This window comes from Streptomyces sp. NBC_00075 (assembly GCF_045041225.1).
GTDB lineage: Bacteria > Actinomycetota > Actinomycetes > Streptomycetales > Streptomycetaceae > Streptomyces > Streptomyces adonidis.
On sequence record NZ_CP108243.1, the window covers coordinates 10,656,399 to 10,674,325 of the forward strand.

Here is a 17,927-nt window from a genome sequence, read left to right on the forward strand (position 1 = left end):
AGGCTCTGGGCGGCCAGGCCGCCGCCCGTGCTACGTCGGCGCTTGTTGTTCGGCGTGAGCGCGGGCGGTGGTGTGGCGGCGACCCTCGTACGGCCTCGCATCCCCTGCAATTCCCGTACCAGCTATAGGAGTTGGTTAGCAGCGTCCGGACCGCCCGAGCTAGAAGTTGGCCGCCTGCAGGGTCCGGGCGCCCACCTCCAGCCCTTCCAGCTGAGCGAGTTCCATGTCTTCGTGCTCGATGTTGACGGCCATGTCGGGGTCGACCTTGCGCGGCGCGTCGAGGAAGCCCCGCCAGAATGCCTCGTCGCGTCCTCGTCCGACCGCGACGAAGTCTCAACTCGACTCGGCGGGCCAGGCGTTGAGCGTCCGTTGGCCGCCTAGTCCGAGCGGGTTGTCGGTGACCGGGTGAAGTGGTCGTCGAGGATGCCGCTGACCTTGCAGCGGTCGTTGATCCGGGTGTCCTTGGCCGCTGCGTGGAAGACCAGTGAGATCATTTCATCCTCAATTGCCTGTTCAGGCCCTTTGTGCGAGTCGCGGTCGGGGCGCTTGCGCTGGCAGGCGGGGTGATCGTCGGGTCGAGATCATCGGTCATCGCTGGACTTCGCTGGTGGCCAGGACGAGCAGGGCTCGCAGGAGCGTGGTGGCGTGACGGGCGTTCATCCGGAGCTTGGTCAGGATGCGCCAGGACTTGAGGTTGGCAAAGCCGTGCTCGTTGGCCGCGCGTTCGCGGCTGACCAGGCGGTTCGCTTCCTTCTCGGCGGCGGTCAGCCGGTGGTTGCGGGTGGCCTTGCGGCCGGTGATGATCACCGGGTCGTCGTCGGGCTGGCCGTTGAGGCCGGCGAAGCCGAGATCGGCCAGGGCGCCGAGGCCGGCCTCCCGCAAATGGTCGGTGATCTTGTCGTGGTGGGCGGCGGTGATCTCGCTGGACCGGCCGGGGTGGGCCGAAGAGATCCAGATCAGGTTGCCCCTCTCGTTGGTGAGCGCGAGAAACAGCAGGCCATGGGCCTTGGCCTTGCCGGAGTAGTTCCTCCGGTTGTCCTTCCCGGTGCGGCGGCGGGTGCGGACCAGGGTGCCGTCCAGGAGGACCACGACCCCGCCGGAGCGGGCGATCTTCTGCAGGGCCCGGTCCAGGCGTGGGGAACGTGCGGCGAGGAGTTCGATCACTTCGCTCACCCAGCGGCGCACGGTCGAGGCCGAGACGGTGTATCCGCCGGCCATGTAGGCAAGGCGCTGGTCGTGCCGCAGGTGGGCGAGGACGACGATGGCCTGGCTGCTTGCGCCAGCGGGTGCCCAGCTGCTTGCGGCGCCGGCGTATCAGGTCGGCCACGAGATCGATGGTCCGCTTCGACAGCGGGAGGCGGACCTGGTATGCAACATCCTGAGTGCCCTCGGCGGGCTGGTTTTTGGTCATACATCTACCAACTCCCGCTGGGGGTCCTCGCGTTACGGCCGGAATCGCCCGGTCCGCCACCGGCCCGGGCAGGTCAGCGCACGCGATAGCGCCCCGCACCGGTCCGTTCCGGGGCGAAAAGGGAGGCTTCCTCGCCGGTTCCGTGACCCGTCGTGCGTGGAGGACCGTCCGGAAGGCTGAGCTGACCGAGCGGGAGTACACATCTCCGATGGGGAAGCGCATCTACGTCGAGCCGGTCCGTGGCCAGCTACGCAAGCTCGCTGACCGGGGCTGGCTCGTGCGGCTCGGAGGACACCGGAAGGTCCGCCTGCGTCTGGGGCGCCGGCCCCGGCACCGCCAACCCCGGCGAACTCCTCACCGAGACCGCCACACCGCTCACCCGAGAGCAGGCCCAGTCCCTCGCGATCGACCTGTCCCGCCGCAGCACACCGGCCGAGGGCGGGTTCTGCACCTTCCAGCCCGTCGTCGAGGGCGGCGCCTGCCCCTGGAACCTTGACTGCCACAACTGAGACAAGTTCGTCCTGTCGGGGGCCGACCTCCTCTACTGGCGGTGCAAACGCGAGCAGTGCGGCTGCTGGCCGAGGGCGCCCCCGACGACGCCACCGCCGACTACCTCCACCGCTACTTCGAACCCACCGCCCGCGCTATCGACGGCCTGGAGAGCGCCCTGGCCGGCCTCGGCCTCCTCGAGGACGCTCTCGCCCTGGACCTGCGCAAACCCCACGACTACTTCCACCGCGTCTGGTCCACCGCCTTCCGCGCCGCCGACCTCGCCCAGACAGCCGGCGACGAGCAGGACCAGGCCGCGGATGTTACCGACGAACAGGAGCAATGCGCGTGACCACCACGATCCCCGACCCGCGCACGGCCGGCGCCCTGGCCGCCCGCCACCGCAGCACTGAAGCCGCCCTCGCGCGGGTCCGCGACGCCATCGCCCGTCTCCGCCGCGAGAAGGCCCAGGTCAGCGGCGCCGCCGTCGCCCGCCGCGCGAACGTCTCCTGCACCTTCCTCTACGACCACCCCGACCTCTACCCTCTACGACCACCCCGACCTCTACGACCACCCCGACGCCAGAGCCGCAGTCACCACCGCGATGGCCGAAGCCGACGAACGCCGGACCCAGTTGCTCGCCGACCGGGACGAAGCGCGCGAAGCGACCTGGCGTGAACGGGCCTTGAACGCCGAGGACGTCCTCAAGGCCGCCCACGCAGAGTTTTTCACTCAGCGCACCCGCATCGGCGAACTACTCGGCCAAGTCCGCGACTTGGAAGCCGAGTGGACTCAGGAGGCCATCCAGCGGATCACCACCCAGAACACCACCCTCAAGCAGCGCGTCCGCCAACTCACCGCCGACAACCGGTCCTTCGACGAACGCCTCAAGGCCGCCCGCTCCAACCTGCGCTTCCAGGACCGCAGGATCGCCGACCTCGAAGCCCAGATCACCAGTTCACTCGGCGGAGCCTGAGCCGCAGCCGAGTCGGGGCGGCCGCCCGACTCGGCTGCTCCCGGTCCTGGGGCGGCCGGGGTGCGGGGCGAGAGCAGCAGCGGCTTCGGCCGCGTCACCGAGCGCGTTCATGCTGTCCCGCCGCCGTCCCGCGGACCAGCCCCGCCCGAGGCACTCCCGAGTTGCTGCACGGTCACCCACACCAGGCGGATCTCGATCGGCGCACCGTGCTGGTCCACGGTCCACCCCTCGACGTCGCAGCTGGGACTTGCCCGGCCGATCACGTGACTGGTTACGCTGGCCCATCACGCCGAGGAGACGGAACAGCACCGCCAGTTGACAGACAGGGAAGCTCGCCGGCTTGTGTTGCCGGTACGCCCGGGCACGGTGCTGCACCGGCTCAGGCCTGGCCGCGTGTGGCTGCGCGGAAGGCGATCGGGGTGGTGCCGGTGCGCTGGTGGAAGTACTTGCTGAAGTTCGTGGCACTGGAGAAGCCGAGCTGGGCGGCGATCCGGGTGGCCGACCGCTCGCCGTGGGCGAGCAGGCGCTTGGCCTCCAGGACGACCCGCCGGTCGATGAACTCCTTCGCGTTGACCCCGGCGGCGGCGAGGGTGGCACGGGAGAGGGTGCGCGGTGAGTAGCCGAGCGTGTGGGCGTAGTCGTCCAGGCGGCGGGTGCGGCTGAAGTCGCGTTCGACGGCGTCGCGGAAGCGCAGGTAGGTCTCGCCCGGCTCGAATGCGGGGCTGCTGGCGGGAGCGGTGAGGTGGGCGAGGTTCAGGACGAGGGCGGCGAGCAGGTGGCGCAGGACGGCGACGTGGATGTCGACCGGTAGCCGCAGGTGGGCGTGGAACTCGCGGTCCAGGTGGTCGGCGGCGGCGCGCAGGGCTTCGCGGTCGTCGCCGACGGGTGTCAGCGCGACCGGCGCGTACGGGTCGTCCAGGCGCGTGGAGGCTGCGGTGGCCGGGTCGAGGAAGCCGCGTTCGAACAGGATCAGTGTGCCCTGGGCCTGTTCGAGGTCACCCCATTGCTGCACCTGACCGGGCCGCACCCACAGCCAGGACCCAGGATTGAGGGCGTGCCCGGTGAAGTCCACCGTGTGCCACAGAACGCCGCTGGTGAGGGTGAGCAGATGATGGAAGTCCGGCCGTTGAGGGACCTCAAGGCTCCCAGCGGGTGCGCGGGATCGCAGCTCGGCCAGGGACATCACCTCCACCCCGGCGGGGGTGCCGACCGGTGCGGCGAACGTGACCTCGGGGATCTCCCGCGCGACCTCCTGTCTGATTTTGACCATCATGAGTCACCAGCGTATCCGGGTGAGCCTCGATTCCGTCCCTAACGTAGGTGATGTCACCGCAGTTCAGCGGCGTATCGCGAGCCCCAGGCCCGCAGTGGCCGTCGGCACCCGGCGCGAGGCGGTGACAGAAACAGTGCACCCGCGGCGCCGGACGAGGAGAGGACCCCGTGATGGAGCGCACCCGACTGACCTACGCCTTCGACGCCTACTGCGGCTGGTGCTACGGGTTCGCCCCGGCTTTGCACGACTTCGCCGAGGCCAACGCCGAGCGGATCGAGCTGCGGGTGTGGTCCGGCGGTCTGTTCACCGGGCCCCGGGCGCTGCCCGCCGCGGCGTACCCGCACATCCCCGGGGCCAACGCCCGGATCGCCGAGCTCACCGGCGTCGCCTTCGGCGCCGGCTACCAGCGGATGCTCGCTGAGGGCACCACCGTGATGGACTCCACCGACGCGGCAACGGGCCTGCTCGCCCTGGCCGGGCAGCCAGGAGTCAGTGCCCTGGACGCCGCCGCGGCGATCCAGCGCGCCTGGTACCTGCAGGGCCGCAGCCTGTCCGACACCGAGGTCTACCGGGACATCGCCACCGAGCTGGGCCTGGACCCCGACGCGGTGACCGCCTCCTACGCCGATCCGGCCACCCGAGCCGCGGCCGAGGCCCAGTTCCTCCAGCTCCGCCGCCTGGGTGTGGACAGCTACCCGACGCTGCTGCTGCACACCGCCCACGGCACGCACCGCCTGGGCAGTCCGGTCTCCTCTACCCAAGCCCTCACCCGCGCCCTCGACCAGCACCTGGCCTCCGTGGCCGCCTGACCCCCCCGCACCTATACAAACGCAAGGAGTACGACCATGAGCACCACCAAGGACATCGTCCTCACCGCCGCCACCGAGATGTTCGGCGACAAGGACGTCACCGCCGTCGACCGCTGGGTCGCCCCCGGCTACATCCAGCACAACGCCACCGTCGCGGACGGCCCACAGGGTCTGCGCGCCCTGATCGCCAGCCTTGGCGAGGACTTCCGCTACGAGCCGCACCGGGTGATCACCGACGGCGACACCGTGGCCCTGCACGGCACCTACTACGGCTTCGGCCCCAAGCCCATCGCCGCCTTCGACATCTTCCGCGTCGAGAACGGCAAGCTGATCGAGCACTGGGACGCCCTCCAGCCCAAGGCCGACACGACCCTCAGCGGCCGCACCGAGACCGACGGCCCCACCCAGGTCACCGACCTCGACCGGACCGAGGCCAACCGCACGCTGGTGACCGACTTCATCCAGCAGGTCTTCCTGGCCGGCCAGGGCGAGATCACCGACTACGTCAGCACCGCCCAGTACGACCAGCACAACCCGCACATCGCCGACGGCCTCGACGGGCTCGGAGCGGGGCTCGCCGCATTCGCCGCACAGGGCAAGAACATGGCCTACGCCACCCTCCACAAGGCCATCGCCGAGGGCAACTTCGTCCTGACCGTCTCCGAAGGCACCCTCGGCACCGCTCCGACCGCCTTCTACGACCTCTTCCGAGTCGCGGACGGCAAGATCGTCGAGCACTGGGACATCACCCCGGCCATCCCGGACGCCGACAAGATCCCGCACGACAACGGCCTGTTCTGACCCAACCGCCCCACCAGACCAGAAGTGCCCGCGATGTCCGCCCCCGCCCGCAGCACTGCGACCACCGACCTCGGCCTGCTGGTCATCCGCTTGGCCATCGGCGTAGCCATGGCCCTGCACGGCACCCAGAAGCTGTTCGGCTGGTTCGGCGGTGGCGGCATCCACGGCACCGGCACCTTCCTCGCCGCCTCCGGCTACCCACCAGGAACTCTTCGCCTACATCACCGGCACGGTTGAAACCCTCGGCGGCCTCGGCCTAGCCCTCGGGCTCCTCACCCCGCTCTCGGCCGCCGGAGTCATCGGCATCATGACCAACGCCATGGCAGTGAAATGGCACGGCGGCTTCTTCGCCACAAGCGGTGTCGGCGTACGAGTGGATGTGGCCGTGGCAAGATTTTCGTAGCCTGAGATCATCATGGGGAGGGAGGGCGCGCACTGTCTGGCGCTGGGCATCCTCCTGTTGTGTGTTGTCGAACTTCCTTTGCTGCTCCCGTATTTGACCGGCGTGAGGGTCGTCTCGGTCGACGCGACGGGCCCTGTCGTGGTCGTCCAGGCCCGTACGTGTGACGAAGATCCTGTTCCGTGTACAGGGTGTGAAATCGCCAGCGACCGAGTGCACAGCCGCTACGTACGCCGTCTCGCCGACAGGGCGATCGGTGGCCGGGCGGTGCGGATCGGGTTGAGCGTGCGTCGCTTGTACTGCGAACCCGGGCCACCCGACCACGTTCACGTGTACGCCGACAAGCGGCGGCATCGAGTACGAGACCCTACTCACCGCCACCGCAACCGGTCTCTCCCTCACCAGCGCCGGCACCTGGTCCCTCGACCGACACCTACCCCTCCTACGCCGTCAGTCCACCGTCCACCAGCCGCAGGCGTGGCCCTCGGCGTCACCTCCGCCACAGCCGTACTGCTCCTGGCCCGCGCCTGACTGACGGAAGCGGGGTCCGGTACTGATGGGCTCGCATATCCACCACTCCTGCCGGGTGCCAGACACCGCAGGACGGCACACCAACCCTTCCGCCATCGAGCTCCGGACCCTGCTGCGTATCCCACTGCCCCTCGGGCGAATACCCCGCGTGATCGGGGTCGATGACTTCGCTCTGCGACGGCGCCACCGATATGCCACCGTGATCATCGATGCCGAGACCCACGAGCGGATCGAGTGCTGCCCGACCGCACGGCCGACACCCTGGAAGCATGGTTACGCGCTCATCCGGGCGTCGAGGTCGTCTGCCGGGACGGCTCCGCTACTTACGCCGAGGCCATCCGTCGTGCTCTGCCCGAGGCGGTGCAGGTTGGTGATCGCTGGCATTTGTGGCACAACCTGTGCGAAGCCGCACTGAGCGAGGTCAAGGCGCACAGCACCTGCTGGGCCACCGTCCGGAATCGCCCGGTCCGCCACAGGCCCGGGCAGGTCAGCGCACGCGATAGCGCCCCGCACCGGTCCGCACGAGCCAGCCCCGGTCGGCGAGCTCGCGCAGCTGGCCACGGACCGGCTCGACCTTCGCCGGAGTTGTCTCGCGGCCCAGCGCGACGGCGACGTCCTTGGCCATCACCGGCCCGTCCGCCCCGGCCACGATCTCCATGAGCCGCTGATACTCCGCGGTCAGGGCCTCCCGGCCCATCCCCTCGGCCCGGTCCGGGACGACCCGCATCCCACCAGCTCCCGGCCCCACCGCGACCCGTTCCGGCTCCGGCTCCACGATCCCCGACGGCCGGCGTCCGCCGTCGGTCGCACCGGCCCACTGCCCGAACACCATCTCGGCCGCCTCCAGCCGGGCCACCTCGACCTCGGCCAGCTCCTTACGCAGCAGCTCAGCACGCTCGGCCAGCTCAAGGCGCCGCTCGATCGTCCACGTCAGCACGTCCGTCATGAACATCCCTCCCGACGCGCACCTACGGATCGGCCCGAGTTCCCCGTGCGAGAACCCCAGAGACCACCCGTGACGGACGATCACGTGCTACCGATCTCCACCCCTACCAGCACGAGCAGCCCCACCACACATCACGCCAGCCCCACTGACCAGCAGGAATCACGATGGCGCTATCTCAGTGGGCCGAGGTCTTCGATGGCGGCGACCGGATCGATGCCCTGCCAGAAGAGGTGGCTGGGGTCCAGCTCGGCGCCGATGTGTGTCGCGCTGACCCGCTCGACGAGGCGCTTCAGCGTGGCCGGGTTGAACACCAGGTTGTGCGGGTGCATCTCGATGCACACCCTCACCTCGTGTTCGGCGGCCAGTGCCTCGATGTCCCGCCAGAAGGGGACGGTGGCCTCGTCCCACTGGTACTCCATGGAGTTCAGATCACTTCGCCGGCGTAGGCCTTGACCGATCTCTGCCGAGCCCCACCCCAGAGCTTGGATCAGGTAGGCGACGAAGCGTTTCCCGGTTTCCGGTGCGGTGCAGGCAGTAGTGGCCGTTGCCGCCGCCGCGGTTGGGCCGGCTACCTGGTGGTGTCCGGTCGGTCGATGACGGGGAGGGTGAGTCGGCTGGGGTGGACGGGTCCGTGGTGCAGGCGGTTGACGGCGGTGATCATGTCGGCTTCGGTTTCCTGGGCGATGATGCCGCCGGTGTTCGTGTTGACGTTGTAGCGGGGGAAGTTGCTGCTGGAGACCTCGAGCCGGATCCGGTGGCCGGGGAGGAAGACGTTCGAGGTGACGGCGAGGTCGACGGTGACTTCGTAGATGTTTCCGGGTTGCATGAGTTCGGGATCGGCGAGCGAGTTGCGGTAACGGGTGCGCTGCATGCCCTCGCACAGGATGATGGCGCGGCCGTCGGGATGGACGTCGACGAGTTTGCCGGTGAAGTCGGTATCGACCGCGGAGGAGGACGCGAACAGTGTCAGTGACACGTGGCCAGTGACTTCGACGGGCTGGGTGAGCACCGGCGTGGTGTAGCAGAGCACATCCTCACGCGTCTCGTTGGGCCGCTGATCGACCGGACCGATGGGGTCTTCCGGCCGTAGACCGAGAACAGTGCCGCCGAGGGTGGGCACGGGCCGTCGGGGGTCGTAGAGGTAGGTGTCCTGGCAGCCGGCTTCCGGCGTGGTGGTGGTGAGGAGGCCACCGCCGGTCGCGGTGTTGGCGGGGCCGCTGCCGGTGAGATGGTAGTCGATGTACTGGGTGTCGGGCAGCGGCCATTCCTGTTCGTCGCGCCACTGGTCGATTCCCATGACGAAGATCCGCACGGGTGCGACGTCGTCGAGTGCGTCTTCGTTGCCTCGCAACCAGCGGTCGAAAAAGCTCAGGTGGGAGTTGGTCAGTTGGGCGGCGTCCATGCTGCTGGCCATCCCGAAATGCCGGTCGGGATAGACCCCGCTGTCGCCCCGCCCGTGCGCCCATGGGCCGATCACGAGCCGCTGACCTTTCCTGGCCTCTTCGGACCCGCCGTGGCGGCGCATGGTGTTGTAGGCGTGAAAGGTCTCGTTGATGAAGATGTCGTACCAGCCGCCGATGTTCAGCGCCGGCGCGGTGATGGACTCCGCGTGTTCTATGGGGGCGAGACGCCGCCAGTGCTCGTCGCGATCGGGGTGCGCGAGCACGTCCGTGGCGAGCCAGGGCGCGTACTTCTCCAGCAGCGGATGGGACCCGGTGGGCATGAGACGCATCAGGTCCGGCAGGTCGGCCAGCAACCCGGCGAGCGTAGCCAGGTCCGCCGGATCGACGCTGCGCCCCTTGGCCAGTTCGAACTGGCCTCGCATCAACGAAGTCACGGTGGTCCAGGACAGCGCACACTGCGACGAGAACGCGCCGCCCGGTGAGTACCACGGCCCGTGGTAGAAGTCGTCCGAGGCGGTCGCCGGAGCGATGGCCTTGAGCCCGGGGGCGCCGGTGGAAGCCGCCTGCCACTGGACGAATCCCATGTAGGAAGGGCCGAACATGCCCACGTTCCCGTCGCACCAGTCCTGCCCGATCAGCCACGCGACGGTGGCGGCACCGTCGCCGCGGTCATCGACGTGCGGGATGAACACGCCCTCGGAGTGCTGCGCTCCCCGAATGTCCTGCAACATGACCGCGTACCCGGCATTCACGAAGGCAAAGATGTCCGGAATCACGGGCGCCCCGAACACATGGAGGTCATCAGTGCCGTACGGGCTGCGCAGCAGCAACGTCGGAGCTGGTTCTCCCGATGCAGGTCGCCAGACCTTCGCGGCCAGCGAGATGTCATCCCGCATCGGCACCCGGACCTCGGTGTCCACGATGAAGTGCATGTGTGTCCCCGTCTCGATGACTGTGCACAACAGTGTTCGCCCACCTGTGGAAATTAGGCGAACCCTGAGGGTGCGAGCGCCCGGCAACCGACTGGGGATTCGTGCCAAATGGCGCTGAGCGGCGCTGAGTGGTGGGGTTCGGGCGAGTGTTCCGGCAGCTCGAACACCACCATGATCTGACCCTGTAGCGGTCAGCGGCGTGAAGACGATCAGTTGACCTGTCGGTCCTGGTCACGCCAGAAAGGCTCGCGAAGCTTGAACTTCTGGATCTTGCCGGTCGCTGTCCGGGGCAGTTCGTCGAGGAATTCGACTCGCTTCGGACACTTGTAGCCCGCCAGGTGTTCCCGGCAGTGTGTGATGAGCTCGTCAGACGTGACCGCACGGCCGTCGGTGACGACGAGCGCGGTGACCAGCTCACCCCACTTCACATCCGGGATACCGATCACCGCGGCCTCGCGGACCGCCGGGTGTGAGTTGAGCGCGTCCTCGACCTCGATCGAGGAGACGTTCTCGCCGCCGGTGATGATGACGTCCTTCTTACGGTCGGCGATGGTGAGGTAACCGTCGCTGAAGGCGCCGCCGTCGCCGGTATGGAACCAGTGACCTGCTTGGACGCGAGCGGTCTCCTCGGGGTTTTCCCAGTAGCCGGCGAGGCTTGTGTTGGTCTGGGCGAGTACCTCGCCGTCGCCGTCGATCCTGATCCGGACGCCGAGCGCGGGACTGCCGGCGCGGCCCAGCAGGCGAGCCTGTTCGTGGGGGTCGAGATCGGTCCACTCCTCGCGCATCCGGTTGATCGTGAGCAGGGGCGAGGTCTCGGTCAGGCCGTAGATCTGGATGAACTCCCAGCCGAGCTCGGCGCGGACGCGTTCGATCGTGCGGGTCGGCGGAGGCGCACCCGCCACGATGGCCCGGACCCGGTCGCGGCCCGGGACCTCGCCGTCCCAGTTCGCTGCCGCGTCGAGCGCGGCCGAGAGCACCGCGGGCGCCGCGCAAAGGATGGTGACACCGTGTTCGTCGACGCGTCGCAGGATCTCGGCGCCGTCGACCTTGCGCAGGACGATGTGCCGTCCGCCGAGGCCGGTGACCGCGTAAGGCATGCCCCAGCCGTTGCAGTGGAACATCGGCAGGGTGTGCAGCAGGACATCGCTGTCGTTCAGGGTCGTGTGCAGCCCGAATACCGCGGCGTTGAGCCACAGGTTGCGGTGGGTGAGCTCGACACCCTTGGGGCGTGCGGTGGTGCCCGAGGTGTAGTTCACCGTCGCGGTCGCGGATTCGTCACCCGCCCAGGGCCGAGGGTCGCCGTCACCGCCGAAGATCTTGTCATCGTCCTCGCCCAGAACGAAGACGTGTTCGGCGGTCACGCTGTCGAGCAGGGGTTTGAGCTCGGGGTCGACGAGCAGCACGCTCGCGCCGGAGTGCTCCACGATGTAGCGCACTTCGGCCGGCGCGAGCCTGAAGTTCACCGGCACCAGCACCCGGCCCCAGCTGGAGACCCCGAAGAACGACACGAGCAGTCGTGCGGCGTTGTGCGAGATGATCGCGACCCGCCCACCGACGGGGACGCCGAGCGCGTCGAGGTTCGCGGCCTGTGCACGCGCCAGCCCGGCCATCTCGCGGTAGGTCAGCGATCCCCATGATCGCGCGACCTGGTTCGGCTCGTCCACCACGGCGACCCTGTCCGGATACACCAGTTCCGCTCGGTCCAGGAAGTCCCGAATGCCCAAATCGAAGAACACGTCCCGATCCCCTTCGCTCGTCGTCAACGTTGGCGACGCGGCCACTCCGGCCAGATGGTGACACCTCTGGAGAACTCCGGCTACCCCAGAAAGGGGGTGGCGGCCGGCAGCAGCCCGGCTGCTCGGGCCTTGTTGACCGCTTGGATCCGATTGGTGGCGTCGAGCTTGCACATCGCGTTCTTGAGATAGGACTTCACGGTGTTGGGCTTCAGGTCGAGATGCGCGGAGATCTCGTCGTTGGTGCAGCCCGCGCTGACCGCGGCGAGCACTTGGGCTTCCCGTGCGGACAGCGTGACGGCGGCCGACTCGCACTCCAGATCGGCGGGCGGCTTCAGGCGCTCGCAGACAGCCAGCAGTCTGGCTCTGGCCTGCCCATCGGCGATCGACCCGGCGATTGCCGTGAGTTCGGCGCGGAGTTCGCCCACCGCCTCGCTAGGCGCCGCGGCCGTCCAGGTCGAGGACGCGGCGATCCGTCGCCACACCTCTTCCTCCACCAGGATGTCGCGTTCGAGGCGCGAGACCACTTCGGCCGCCGCACGCAGTACCCGGTCACCGCAGGTGGCCTGGTCGCGCGTTGCCACGTAGAGCACAGCGCGGGTCACGAGCCCGGTACGTACGGGTATTGCGACCATCGCACGCAACCGCTCTGGAGCGACCGCCCGGTCGTACTCGTGGGTAATCCCCTTTGCGCTGAAGTAGTTCCTGACAGTGGAGACCCGGCCGAGTGCGACGGCCTTGCCGCCGAGTCCGGCACCGGCATCGACGAGCAGGTTCTCCAGGGACCGGGTGAGCGTGCCGCGCAGCTGGTTGATCCGCAGCGCGTGATTCACGCTCGAAACAGGACCACCGAAGGCGACGGGCAACCCTGTCGCCCGTTGGAGAGCGGGTAGCGCCCTGGCGATCAGGGGATCCAAGTCGGGCGGGAGCCGGTGCGGAGGCGTCGTCATCGGCTGGTGGAAAGGGTTGGCCACGGGTAGTCCACGACCGGGACCAGGCCTCGTGACAGGTGTATCCGCACGATTCCACGCAATGCGGCCGGCAATCGAACCGATCCGTGGCCGTCCGTCCCGATCGTGATCGGGACCAATCCAGCCGCGACGGCGGAGACTGCCCTCTTGACAATCATGTCGCGCAGTCGCCAGGGGGGCAGCCAGGTCAGATCTTCCGGCATGTGCTCTCCTCAGCTCTGCGTGCGATCCCGCCAAGGGGTCGGAATCGCACTCCATCCGCCATTTCCGGTGCGTTCTGCTGTCGGATTCGGCTGGCCGACCGTATATCCGCTGACCGTATATCCGCCGTGGTCCTGGAAGAGCCGCCGCCTGGCGTCGAGTAGGAGCAGTGTCCCGCCATCTGGCGATTGCGCGTCAGCCGCGTTGACGGGTCTGGCGGGAGATCGGTGTTGTTCGGCACCGATGACCGCCAGGTGGCGCGAAGCGGCCTGATACGTTCGCCGCTTGGCGCTGTAGCTCACCCCCGTGTGCGATCGATGATCGTAGGACGGTCGAGACGGGATCGCGGCGGTCGCACCAACCGCGTACGGCCAGTTCTCAGCGGCTGAGAAGACAGCCGTCCTTCCACGAGGAGATGTCGATGGCTGTACGTCGTGTTCGCCCGCCGCTCGATCCCGAACTGGCCGCCGGACTGGCTGCCGTTCAGGCGCAGGGTATTCCGATCAACTTCCGGCCGGAGAATCTCCAGGATGCGCGCAGGATAGGCAGAGAAAGGTTGATCTCCGACCGTGAGTTGCGCGAGCGTGGCATCGATTTCGAGGAGCTGCGGGTACCCGGTCACGCTGGTGGCGAGATCTCCCTGCTGATCTGCCGGCCCGCCGGATTGTCGAAAGTAGCGGCGGCCGTCTACTACATCCACGGTGGCGGCATGGTGATGGCCGGAAATCGCGTGGGGATAGAAAGCATGCTGGACTGGGCTATCGAGTTCGGCCTGGTGGTGGTGTCGGTCGAGTATCGTGTCGCGCCGGAATATCCGGATCCGATACCGGTGGAGGATTGCTACGCGGGCTTGGTCTGGACGGCTGACCACGCTGAGGAATTGGGGATCGCCGCATCACACATGCTGGTCGCGGGTATCAGCGCCGGCGGCGGGCTGGCCGCCGCGACCGCTTTGATGGCGAGAGACCGCCAAGGGCCCGCATTGATGGGACAAATTCTTGGCTGCCCGATGCTGGATGACCGGGAGATCACGCCTTCCAGTACGATGCTGGACCAGGATTCTCCTTGGGACAGGGGCTCCAACGATACGGGGTGGAATGCTCTACTCGGCGCTCGTCGTGGGGGCCCGGACGTGTCGGCGTATGCAGCTCCTGCGCGTTCAGCCGATTTTGCTGGGCTACCGTCCGCGTTCATCGAAGTTGGTTCGGTGGATACCTTCCGCGATGAAAGTGTCGACTACGCCAGCCGGATCTGGCAGGCGGGTGGGGCAGCCGAGCTGAACGTGTGGCCGGGGGGCTTCCATGGCTTTGACGGGGTCGTGCCGCAGGCAGCTCTGTCGCAGATGGCCCGTTGGGTGCGGACCGATTGGCTACGCCGTTTGCTCGCGGCCCGACAGTGATTCTGGGCCTTCTTGGTATTGGCCCGTTCGACACACGGCCGACACGTGTTGAGACACTCGCCGCGTAGATGAGGGCGGCCGAACGCCTTGCCGTCCGCCATGGCATACCCGACGTACCAGCTGAAGCGGATCGAGCAGCTCACCGGACACAACCGGCCACCTTTCGCGGGCCGTGCACACGCTCGGTACGGCCTTGGCGATGCGGGGGCCAGCCTCTCCGGCCCGTCGAGCGAACTCGGCCGGAGAGGCTGGCCGACATCGCGCCCAGGACTTGGGCGTCCACCTCACGCGAAGCGAAGCGGGGCAGCCACCGGCCTGCCGTCGAGGAAGGCGTACGCCGCGCGGACCACGAGTGCCTCCCGGTCGGGCTTGCCGATGATCTGCAACGCGATCGGGAGCCCGCCGACCGTGCCGCAGGGCACCGAGACGGCTGGGTAGCCGTAGATGTTGAACAGGTGGGTGTCGGCCGTGTAGGCGGCCGTGGGGTGGTGCCGGTACTCCGTCCGCTTGAAGTGGGTGTCCCACTCGGTGACCGTTGGCGCGGTGAACTGCAGGGTCGGGCTCAGCAGTAGGTCATGGCTCGCGAAGACGCGTTCGAACCTGTCCCAGTTCCGCCCGTAGAGCTCGTGGCCGGCCTTCAGACTGGCGGGGGTGTGCGAGGCGCCGAACGCCAGCACGGTCAGCGGCGGGCCGTAGGCCGAGGTCATCGCCTTGAAGGCGGGCCAGTAGTCCTCCCACGACTCCTCGGTCTGCTCGACCTGGGCGCCCAGGTCGGTGAAGCGGCGGGTACTGTCGCGGACCGCGGTGATGATCTCCGGGGTCCCGGGCTGGGCGTGCTGCGCGGCGAAGCCGAAGTCGTCGGTCCAGGCGAACCGCAGGCCCTCGACGCCGTCGGCGAGCCCGGCGAGGTAGTCCGGCGCTGGTGTGCGGATGGCGAACGGGTCGCGGCCGTCCGGCCCGGCAAGCGTCTGCATGACCAGCGCGGTATCACGTACGTCCCTGGTCAGCGGACCGTACGAGCCGCCCTGGGTGACGGTGGGGGAGTCGAAGTCGACCGAGGGGATCCGTCCCTCGCTGGAGTGCAGGCCGACGATCCCGCTGAGTGCGGCGGGCAACCGGGTCGAGCCCGCTCCGTCGGAGCCGATGGTCACCGGAATCATCCCGGCGGCCACCGACGCCGCCCCGCCCGCCGTGGATGTGCCGGGGACTCGGGTGGTGTCCCACGGATTTCGCGGGTGCCCGGCAAGGTCGGGCATGGCGGGGTCGATCCCGACGCCCGGCATGATCGTGGTACCGACGATCACCGCTCCGGCGCGGCGCAATCGCTCCACCAGGATGGCGTCCTCGGCCGCGACTCGCGATCCAGGCAGGTCGCCGATGCCCCACACCGGGAGCCCGGCCACGCCGATGTGTTCCTTCACGGAGACCGGGATGCCGTGCAGCGGGCCGAGATCGTCGCCGCGGGTGACGGCCTCGGTCGCGCGTCGGGCCTGGGCGCGCGCCCCGTCGGCGTCGAGGCTGCGGAACGTGTGCAGGACCGGATCGAGCGCCTCGATCCGAGCGAGAAAGTGTTCGGTGACTTCCAGCGGCGAGATCTCGCGCGCCTCGATGAGCTCGCGGATCCGCCAGGCGGGAGTCCACATCAGCTCGCCGGTGTCGGCCGCCGCGGCGTCGACCGGCACCGGGCCGGTAGCGGGTGTGGACGTCGAGGTCATCGGGGATTCCTCTCATGATGGGCCGGCGGGAGGCACGACGGCCTGTGCGCACGGCCCTGCGGGTGGCGCGGTATGCCGGGCCGACACGGACTCGCCCTCTGGGGCGCACGTGGCGACGGCGTTTTCGTTTGTCTGAGCGAGTCTGAATGCACAGGGCGAATGTGCTTGCCGCCAGCTGTCGGGGTATTGGCTGCTCATTCCCGCCATGTGGCGGACGGGCCGGTAGTCGCCGCCCCTATGGCGGCGCAGGCCGGTCGTCGGCATTGGCACACGCGGGATGGAGCGCGTCGGGCCCGCGCCGTCCTGGACTTCTCACCAGGGAGCGCCAGGGGGAATGTGCCATCTGCGCTCCGATGTCCCTCCAGAGTCAGGGGGTCATATGTTCGAATTATTGTCGCGGTCCACGACGACCCCGGGGGTGCGGTAGCCATCTGGCGGCTCAGGCCCCCAAAACGTAGCCGCGCGGCCGCAGTTGGGCCGTGGTCCAGGTGGGAGCCTGGCTATCGGGCGCGGAACGAATTTCGACTTGGGTCGCTATTCGAGTTGTGGCAAGCGCGCATGCTCATCGCCGGCGATGAGCCCCGCCAAGCTGGAAAGGTATTCGATGTCGTATCCCGAGCCAGGGCAACCGATTGACCGTGCAGCGCTTCCAGCAGATGGTCGTGGGTGGGCGCGCCAATCCTCGGCCTGATCGTGTGTCCGGCCGGCCCGGGGAACCGGTAGGCGAGCTTTCCCGGCCGGCAAGAGTGTGGATTCTGAACTCACCGACATACCCAATGGAGGGTTGTCACCATGGGCTGGAAGCTGCCGCGCATCGAGGGAAATCGTGCCGACTATCGTGAAGATCCACGTTGGGTTCACCCAGAGCTGGTGAACTACGAGAACTGGCAGGGGTCGCCTCGGAACACGGACATCGGTGCTGTGCTGACCGATCCGGACAGGCCGATCGAGGAGCGGAAGAAGGCACGACTCGAGTTCAGTGAAGGTGTGGCAGCGAAACTGAAGGAGGCCGAAAGCCGGCTTCCCGAGAGCGTTCGCAACCAAGGAGTCTGGAAGGAATTCCGGGGGGATGCCTACCCTGACATCGATCCCGATGACGACGAGCTGTCGCCCATCCATGTGCTCGTGCGTGAGCCGCGAGAACGTACCGGCGAACCACTGCCGTGTGTGTTCCGGATAGCCGGCGGCGGGATGATGTTCGGCGATCCTCGTGAGTTTCAACCCTGGCTCCTTGAGACTTCCCACAGGCAGAATGCCGTGGTGGTTTCCCCGTGGTTTCGAGGCAGCGTCGAGGGTCAGTACCCGGCCTCCATCAATGATCTGCACGCGGCATTCCGGTGGACCGTCGAGAATGCCGAGCTGCTCAACATCGATCCGGACAGGATAGTGATCACGGGTGCGAGTGGCGGCGGACTCCTCGTGCTCAGTTTGGCGTTCCGGCTCAAGCGATTTGGTTACCGCCCGCGAGGTTGTGTGGCCAACGAGCCTATTACCGAGGACCGGATGGTCTACCCCTCCCAAAAAGGGCTCAGTGGCCAGTGGGATGGCATTCACATGGCGCGCGGCCTGAAGCAGTACTTCACTCGTGAAGACTACAACTCTCCGTTTCTGGGTCCGGAGGCCCTGGTCGGACGGGCAACTGTCGAAGATTGTGTCGGCCTATGCCCGATTTTCATCCACACCAGCGAACATGAGCCTGATCGGGACCCGACTCTGGCATTCATGAAAACGCTCTATCAGGCAGGCGTGTATGCCGAGGTGCACCAGTGGGGCGGCACCATACATGGTTCTCTCTATGTCGGCGATGCCGATCAACCGTACAAGCAGCGGTACGAGTCGATATTTCAGGGAAATATCGCGGACTGCCTCAAGTACGACCTGCGGCGAGATTGGTACTGGGACGAGAAAAATCTTCGTTGACCTCGGCCACGGAGAGT

General features: G+C 67.8%; 16 protein-coding genes and 2 pseudogenes. 9 read left to right on the top strand and 9 right to left on the bottom strand.

Going from position 1 to position 17,927, the window contains the following annotated elements; translation table 11 throughout:
* Positions 1-588 precede the first annotated feature (588 nt).
* The gene (locus OG787_RS46605; protein WP_405539570.1) at positions 589-1,218 is read right to left on the bottom strand and encodes a transposase family protein; all 630 of its coding nucleotides are present in this window, start codon (positions 1,216-1,218) and stop codon (positions 589-591) included.
* A gap of 432 nt (positions 1,219-1,650) precedes the next feature.
* On the opposite strand from OG787_RS46605, the gene OG787_RS46610 reads away from it, so the two are divergent.
* The 3 genes from OG787_RS46610 (at position 1,651) to OG787_RS46620 (ending at position 2,876) form a co-directional block, all read left to right on the top strand.
* A complete protein-coding gene (locus OG787_RS46610) occupies positions 1,651-1,920 on the top strand; it encodes a hypothetical protein (RefSeq protein ID WP_405539571.1) in 270 nt (89 codons plus the stop codon).
* Positions 1,921-1,961: 41 nt separating this feature from the next.
* The gene (locus OG787_RS46615) at positions 1,962-2,252 is read left to right on the top strand and encodes a hypothetical protein (RefSeq protein ID WP_405539572.1); all 291 of its coding nucleotides are present in this window, start codon (positions 1,962-1,964) and stop codon (positions 2,250-2,252) included.
* Between the two features lie 252 nt (positions 2,253-2,504).
* Entirely contained in the window at positions 2,505-2,876 is a 372-nt protein-coding gene (locus OG787_RS46620) for a hypothetical protein (protein WP_405539573.1), read from the top strand.
* Between the two features lie 379 nt (positions 2,877-3,255).
* On the opposite strand, the gene OG787_RS46625 is transcribed toward OG787_RS46620, so the two are convergent.
* Positions 3,256-4,149 carry a helix-turn-helix domain-containing protein gene (locus OG787_RS46625; RefSeq protein ID WP_405539574.1) on the bottom strand — a complete coding sequence of 298 codons (894 nt, stop codon included), beginning with the start codon at positions 4,147-4,149 and terminating at the stop codon, positions 3,256-3,258.
* 170 nt (positions 4,150-4,319) lie between these two features.
* Between OG787_RS46625 and OG787_RS46630 the strand changes: the two genes are divergently transcribed.
* The 4 genes and pseudogenes from OG787_RS46630 to OG787_RS46645 form a co-directional block, all read left to right on the top strand.
* Positions 4,320-4,958 (top strand): DsbA family protein, encoded by a 639-nt coding sequence (locus OG787_RS46630; protein ID WP_405539576.1) that lies wholly within the window; start codon positions 4,320-4,322, stop codon positions 4,956-4,958.
* Between the two features lie 36 nt (positions 4,959-4,994).
* Positions 4,995-5,759: a nuclear transport factor 2 family protein gene (locus OG787_RS46635; RefSeq protein WP_405539577.1), complete on the top strand. Its 765-nt coding sequence runs from the start codon at positions 4,995-4,997 to the stop codon at positions 5,757-5,759.
* Positions 5,760-5,867: 108 nt separating this feature from the next.
* A pseudogene (locus OG787_RS46640) lies at positions 5,868-6,162 on the top strand (DoxX family membrane protein).
* Positions 6,163-6,787: 625 nt separating this feature from the next.
* Positions 6,788-7,170: pseudogene (locus tag OG787_RS46645) on the top strand (transposase); the annotation flags it as partial.
* 7 nt (positions 7,171-7,177) lie between these two features.
* Here the strand turns inward: OG787_RS46645 and OG787_RS46650 are convergent.
* The 6 genes from OG787_RS46650 to OG787_RS46675 form a co-directional block, all read right to left on the bottom strand.
* Entirely contained in the window at positions 7,178-7,636 is a 459-nt protein-coding gene (locus OG787_RS46650) for a hypothetical protein (RefSeq protein WP_405539579.1), read from the bottom strand.
* Between the two features lie 170 nt (positions 7,637-7,806).
* The gene (locus OG787_RS46655; protein ID WP_405539580.1) at positions 7,807-8,055 is read right to left on the bottom strand and encodes a sugar phosphate isomerase/epimerase family protein; all 249 of its coding nucleotides are present in this window, start codon (positions 8,053-8,055) and stop codon (positions 7,807-7,809) included.
* Positions 8,056-8,204: 149 nt separating this feature from the next.
* Positions 8,205-10,058: a CocE/NonD family hydrolase gene (locus tag OG787_RS46660; RefSeq protein ID WP_405539581.1), complete on the bottom strand. Its 1,854-nt coding sequence runs from the start codon at positions 10,056-10,058 to the stop codon at positions 8,205-8,207.
* Between the two features lie 122 nt (positions 10,059-10,180).
* A complete protein-coding gene (locus OG787_RS46665) occupies positions 10,181-11,707 on the bottom strand; it encodes an AMP-binding protein (protein ID WP_405539582.1) in 1,527 nt (508 codons plus the stop codon).
* 80 nt (positions 11,708-11,787) lie between these two features.
* Positions 11,788-12,537 carry a LuxR C-terminal-related transcriptional regulator gene (locus tag OG787_RS46670; RefSeq protein ID WP_405539583.1) on the bottom strand — a complete coding sequence of 250 codons (750 nt, stop codon included), beginning with the start codon at positions 12,535-12,537 and terminating at the stop codon, positions 11,788-11,790.
* 113 nt (positions 12,538-12,650) lie between these two features.
* On the bottom strand, positions 12,651-12,878 hold the full coding sequence (locus OG787_RS46675; protein WP_405539584.1) for an amidase family protein: 228 nt from the start codon (positions 12,876-12,878) through the stop codon (positions 12,651-12,653).
* A 419-nt stretch (positions 12,879-13,297) separates the two neighbouring features.
* On the opposite strand from OG787_RS46675, the gene OG787_RS46680 reads away from it, so the two are divergent.
* Positions 13,298-14,275 carry an alpha/beta hydrolase gene (locus OG787_RS46680; protein WP_405539585.1) on the top strand — a complete coding sequence of 326 codons (978 nt, stop codon included), beginning with the start codon at positions 13,298-13,300 and terminating at the stop codon, positions 14,273-14,275.
* Positions 14,276-14,559: 284 nt separating this feature from the next.
* Here OG787_RS46680 and OG787_RS46685 read toward each other — a convergent pair whose 3' ends face one another.
* Positions 14,560-15,990 (bottom strand): amidase, encoded by a 1,431-nt coding sequence (locus OG787_RS46685; RefSeq protein ID WP_405539586.1) that lies wholly within the window; start codon positions 15,988-15,990, stop codon positions 14,560-14,562.
* A 792-nt stretch (positions 15,991-16,782) separates the two neighbouring features.
* Here OG787_RS46685 and OG787_RS46690 point away from each other — a divergent pair.
* Entirely contained in the window at positions 16,783-17,910 is a 1,128-nt protein-coding gene (locus OG787_RS46690) for an alpha/beta hydrolase (protein ID WP_405539587.1), read from the top strand.
* Positions 17,911-17,927 lie beyond the last annotated feature (17 nt).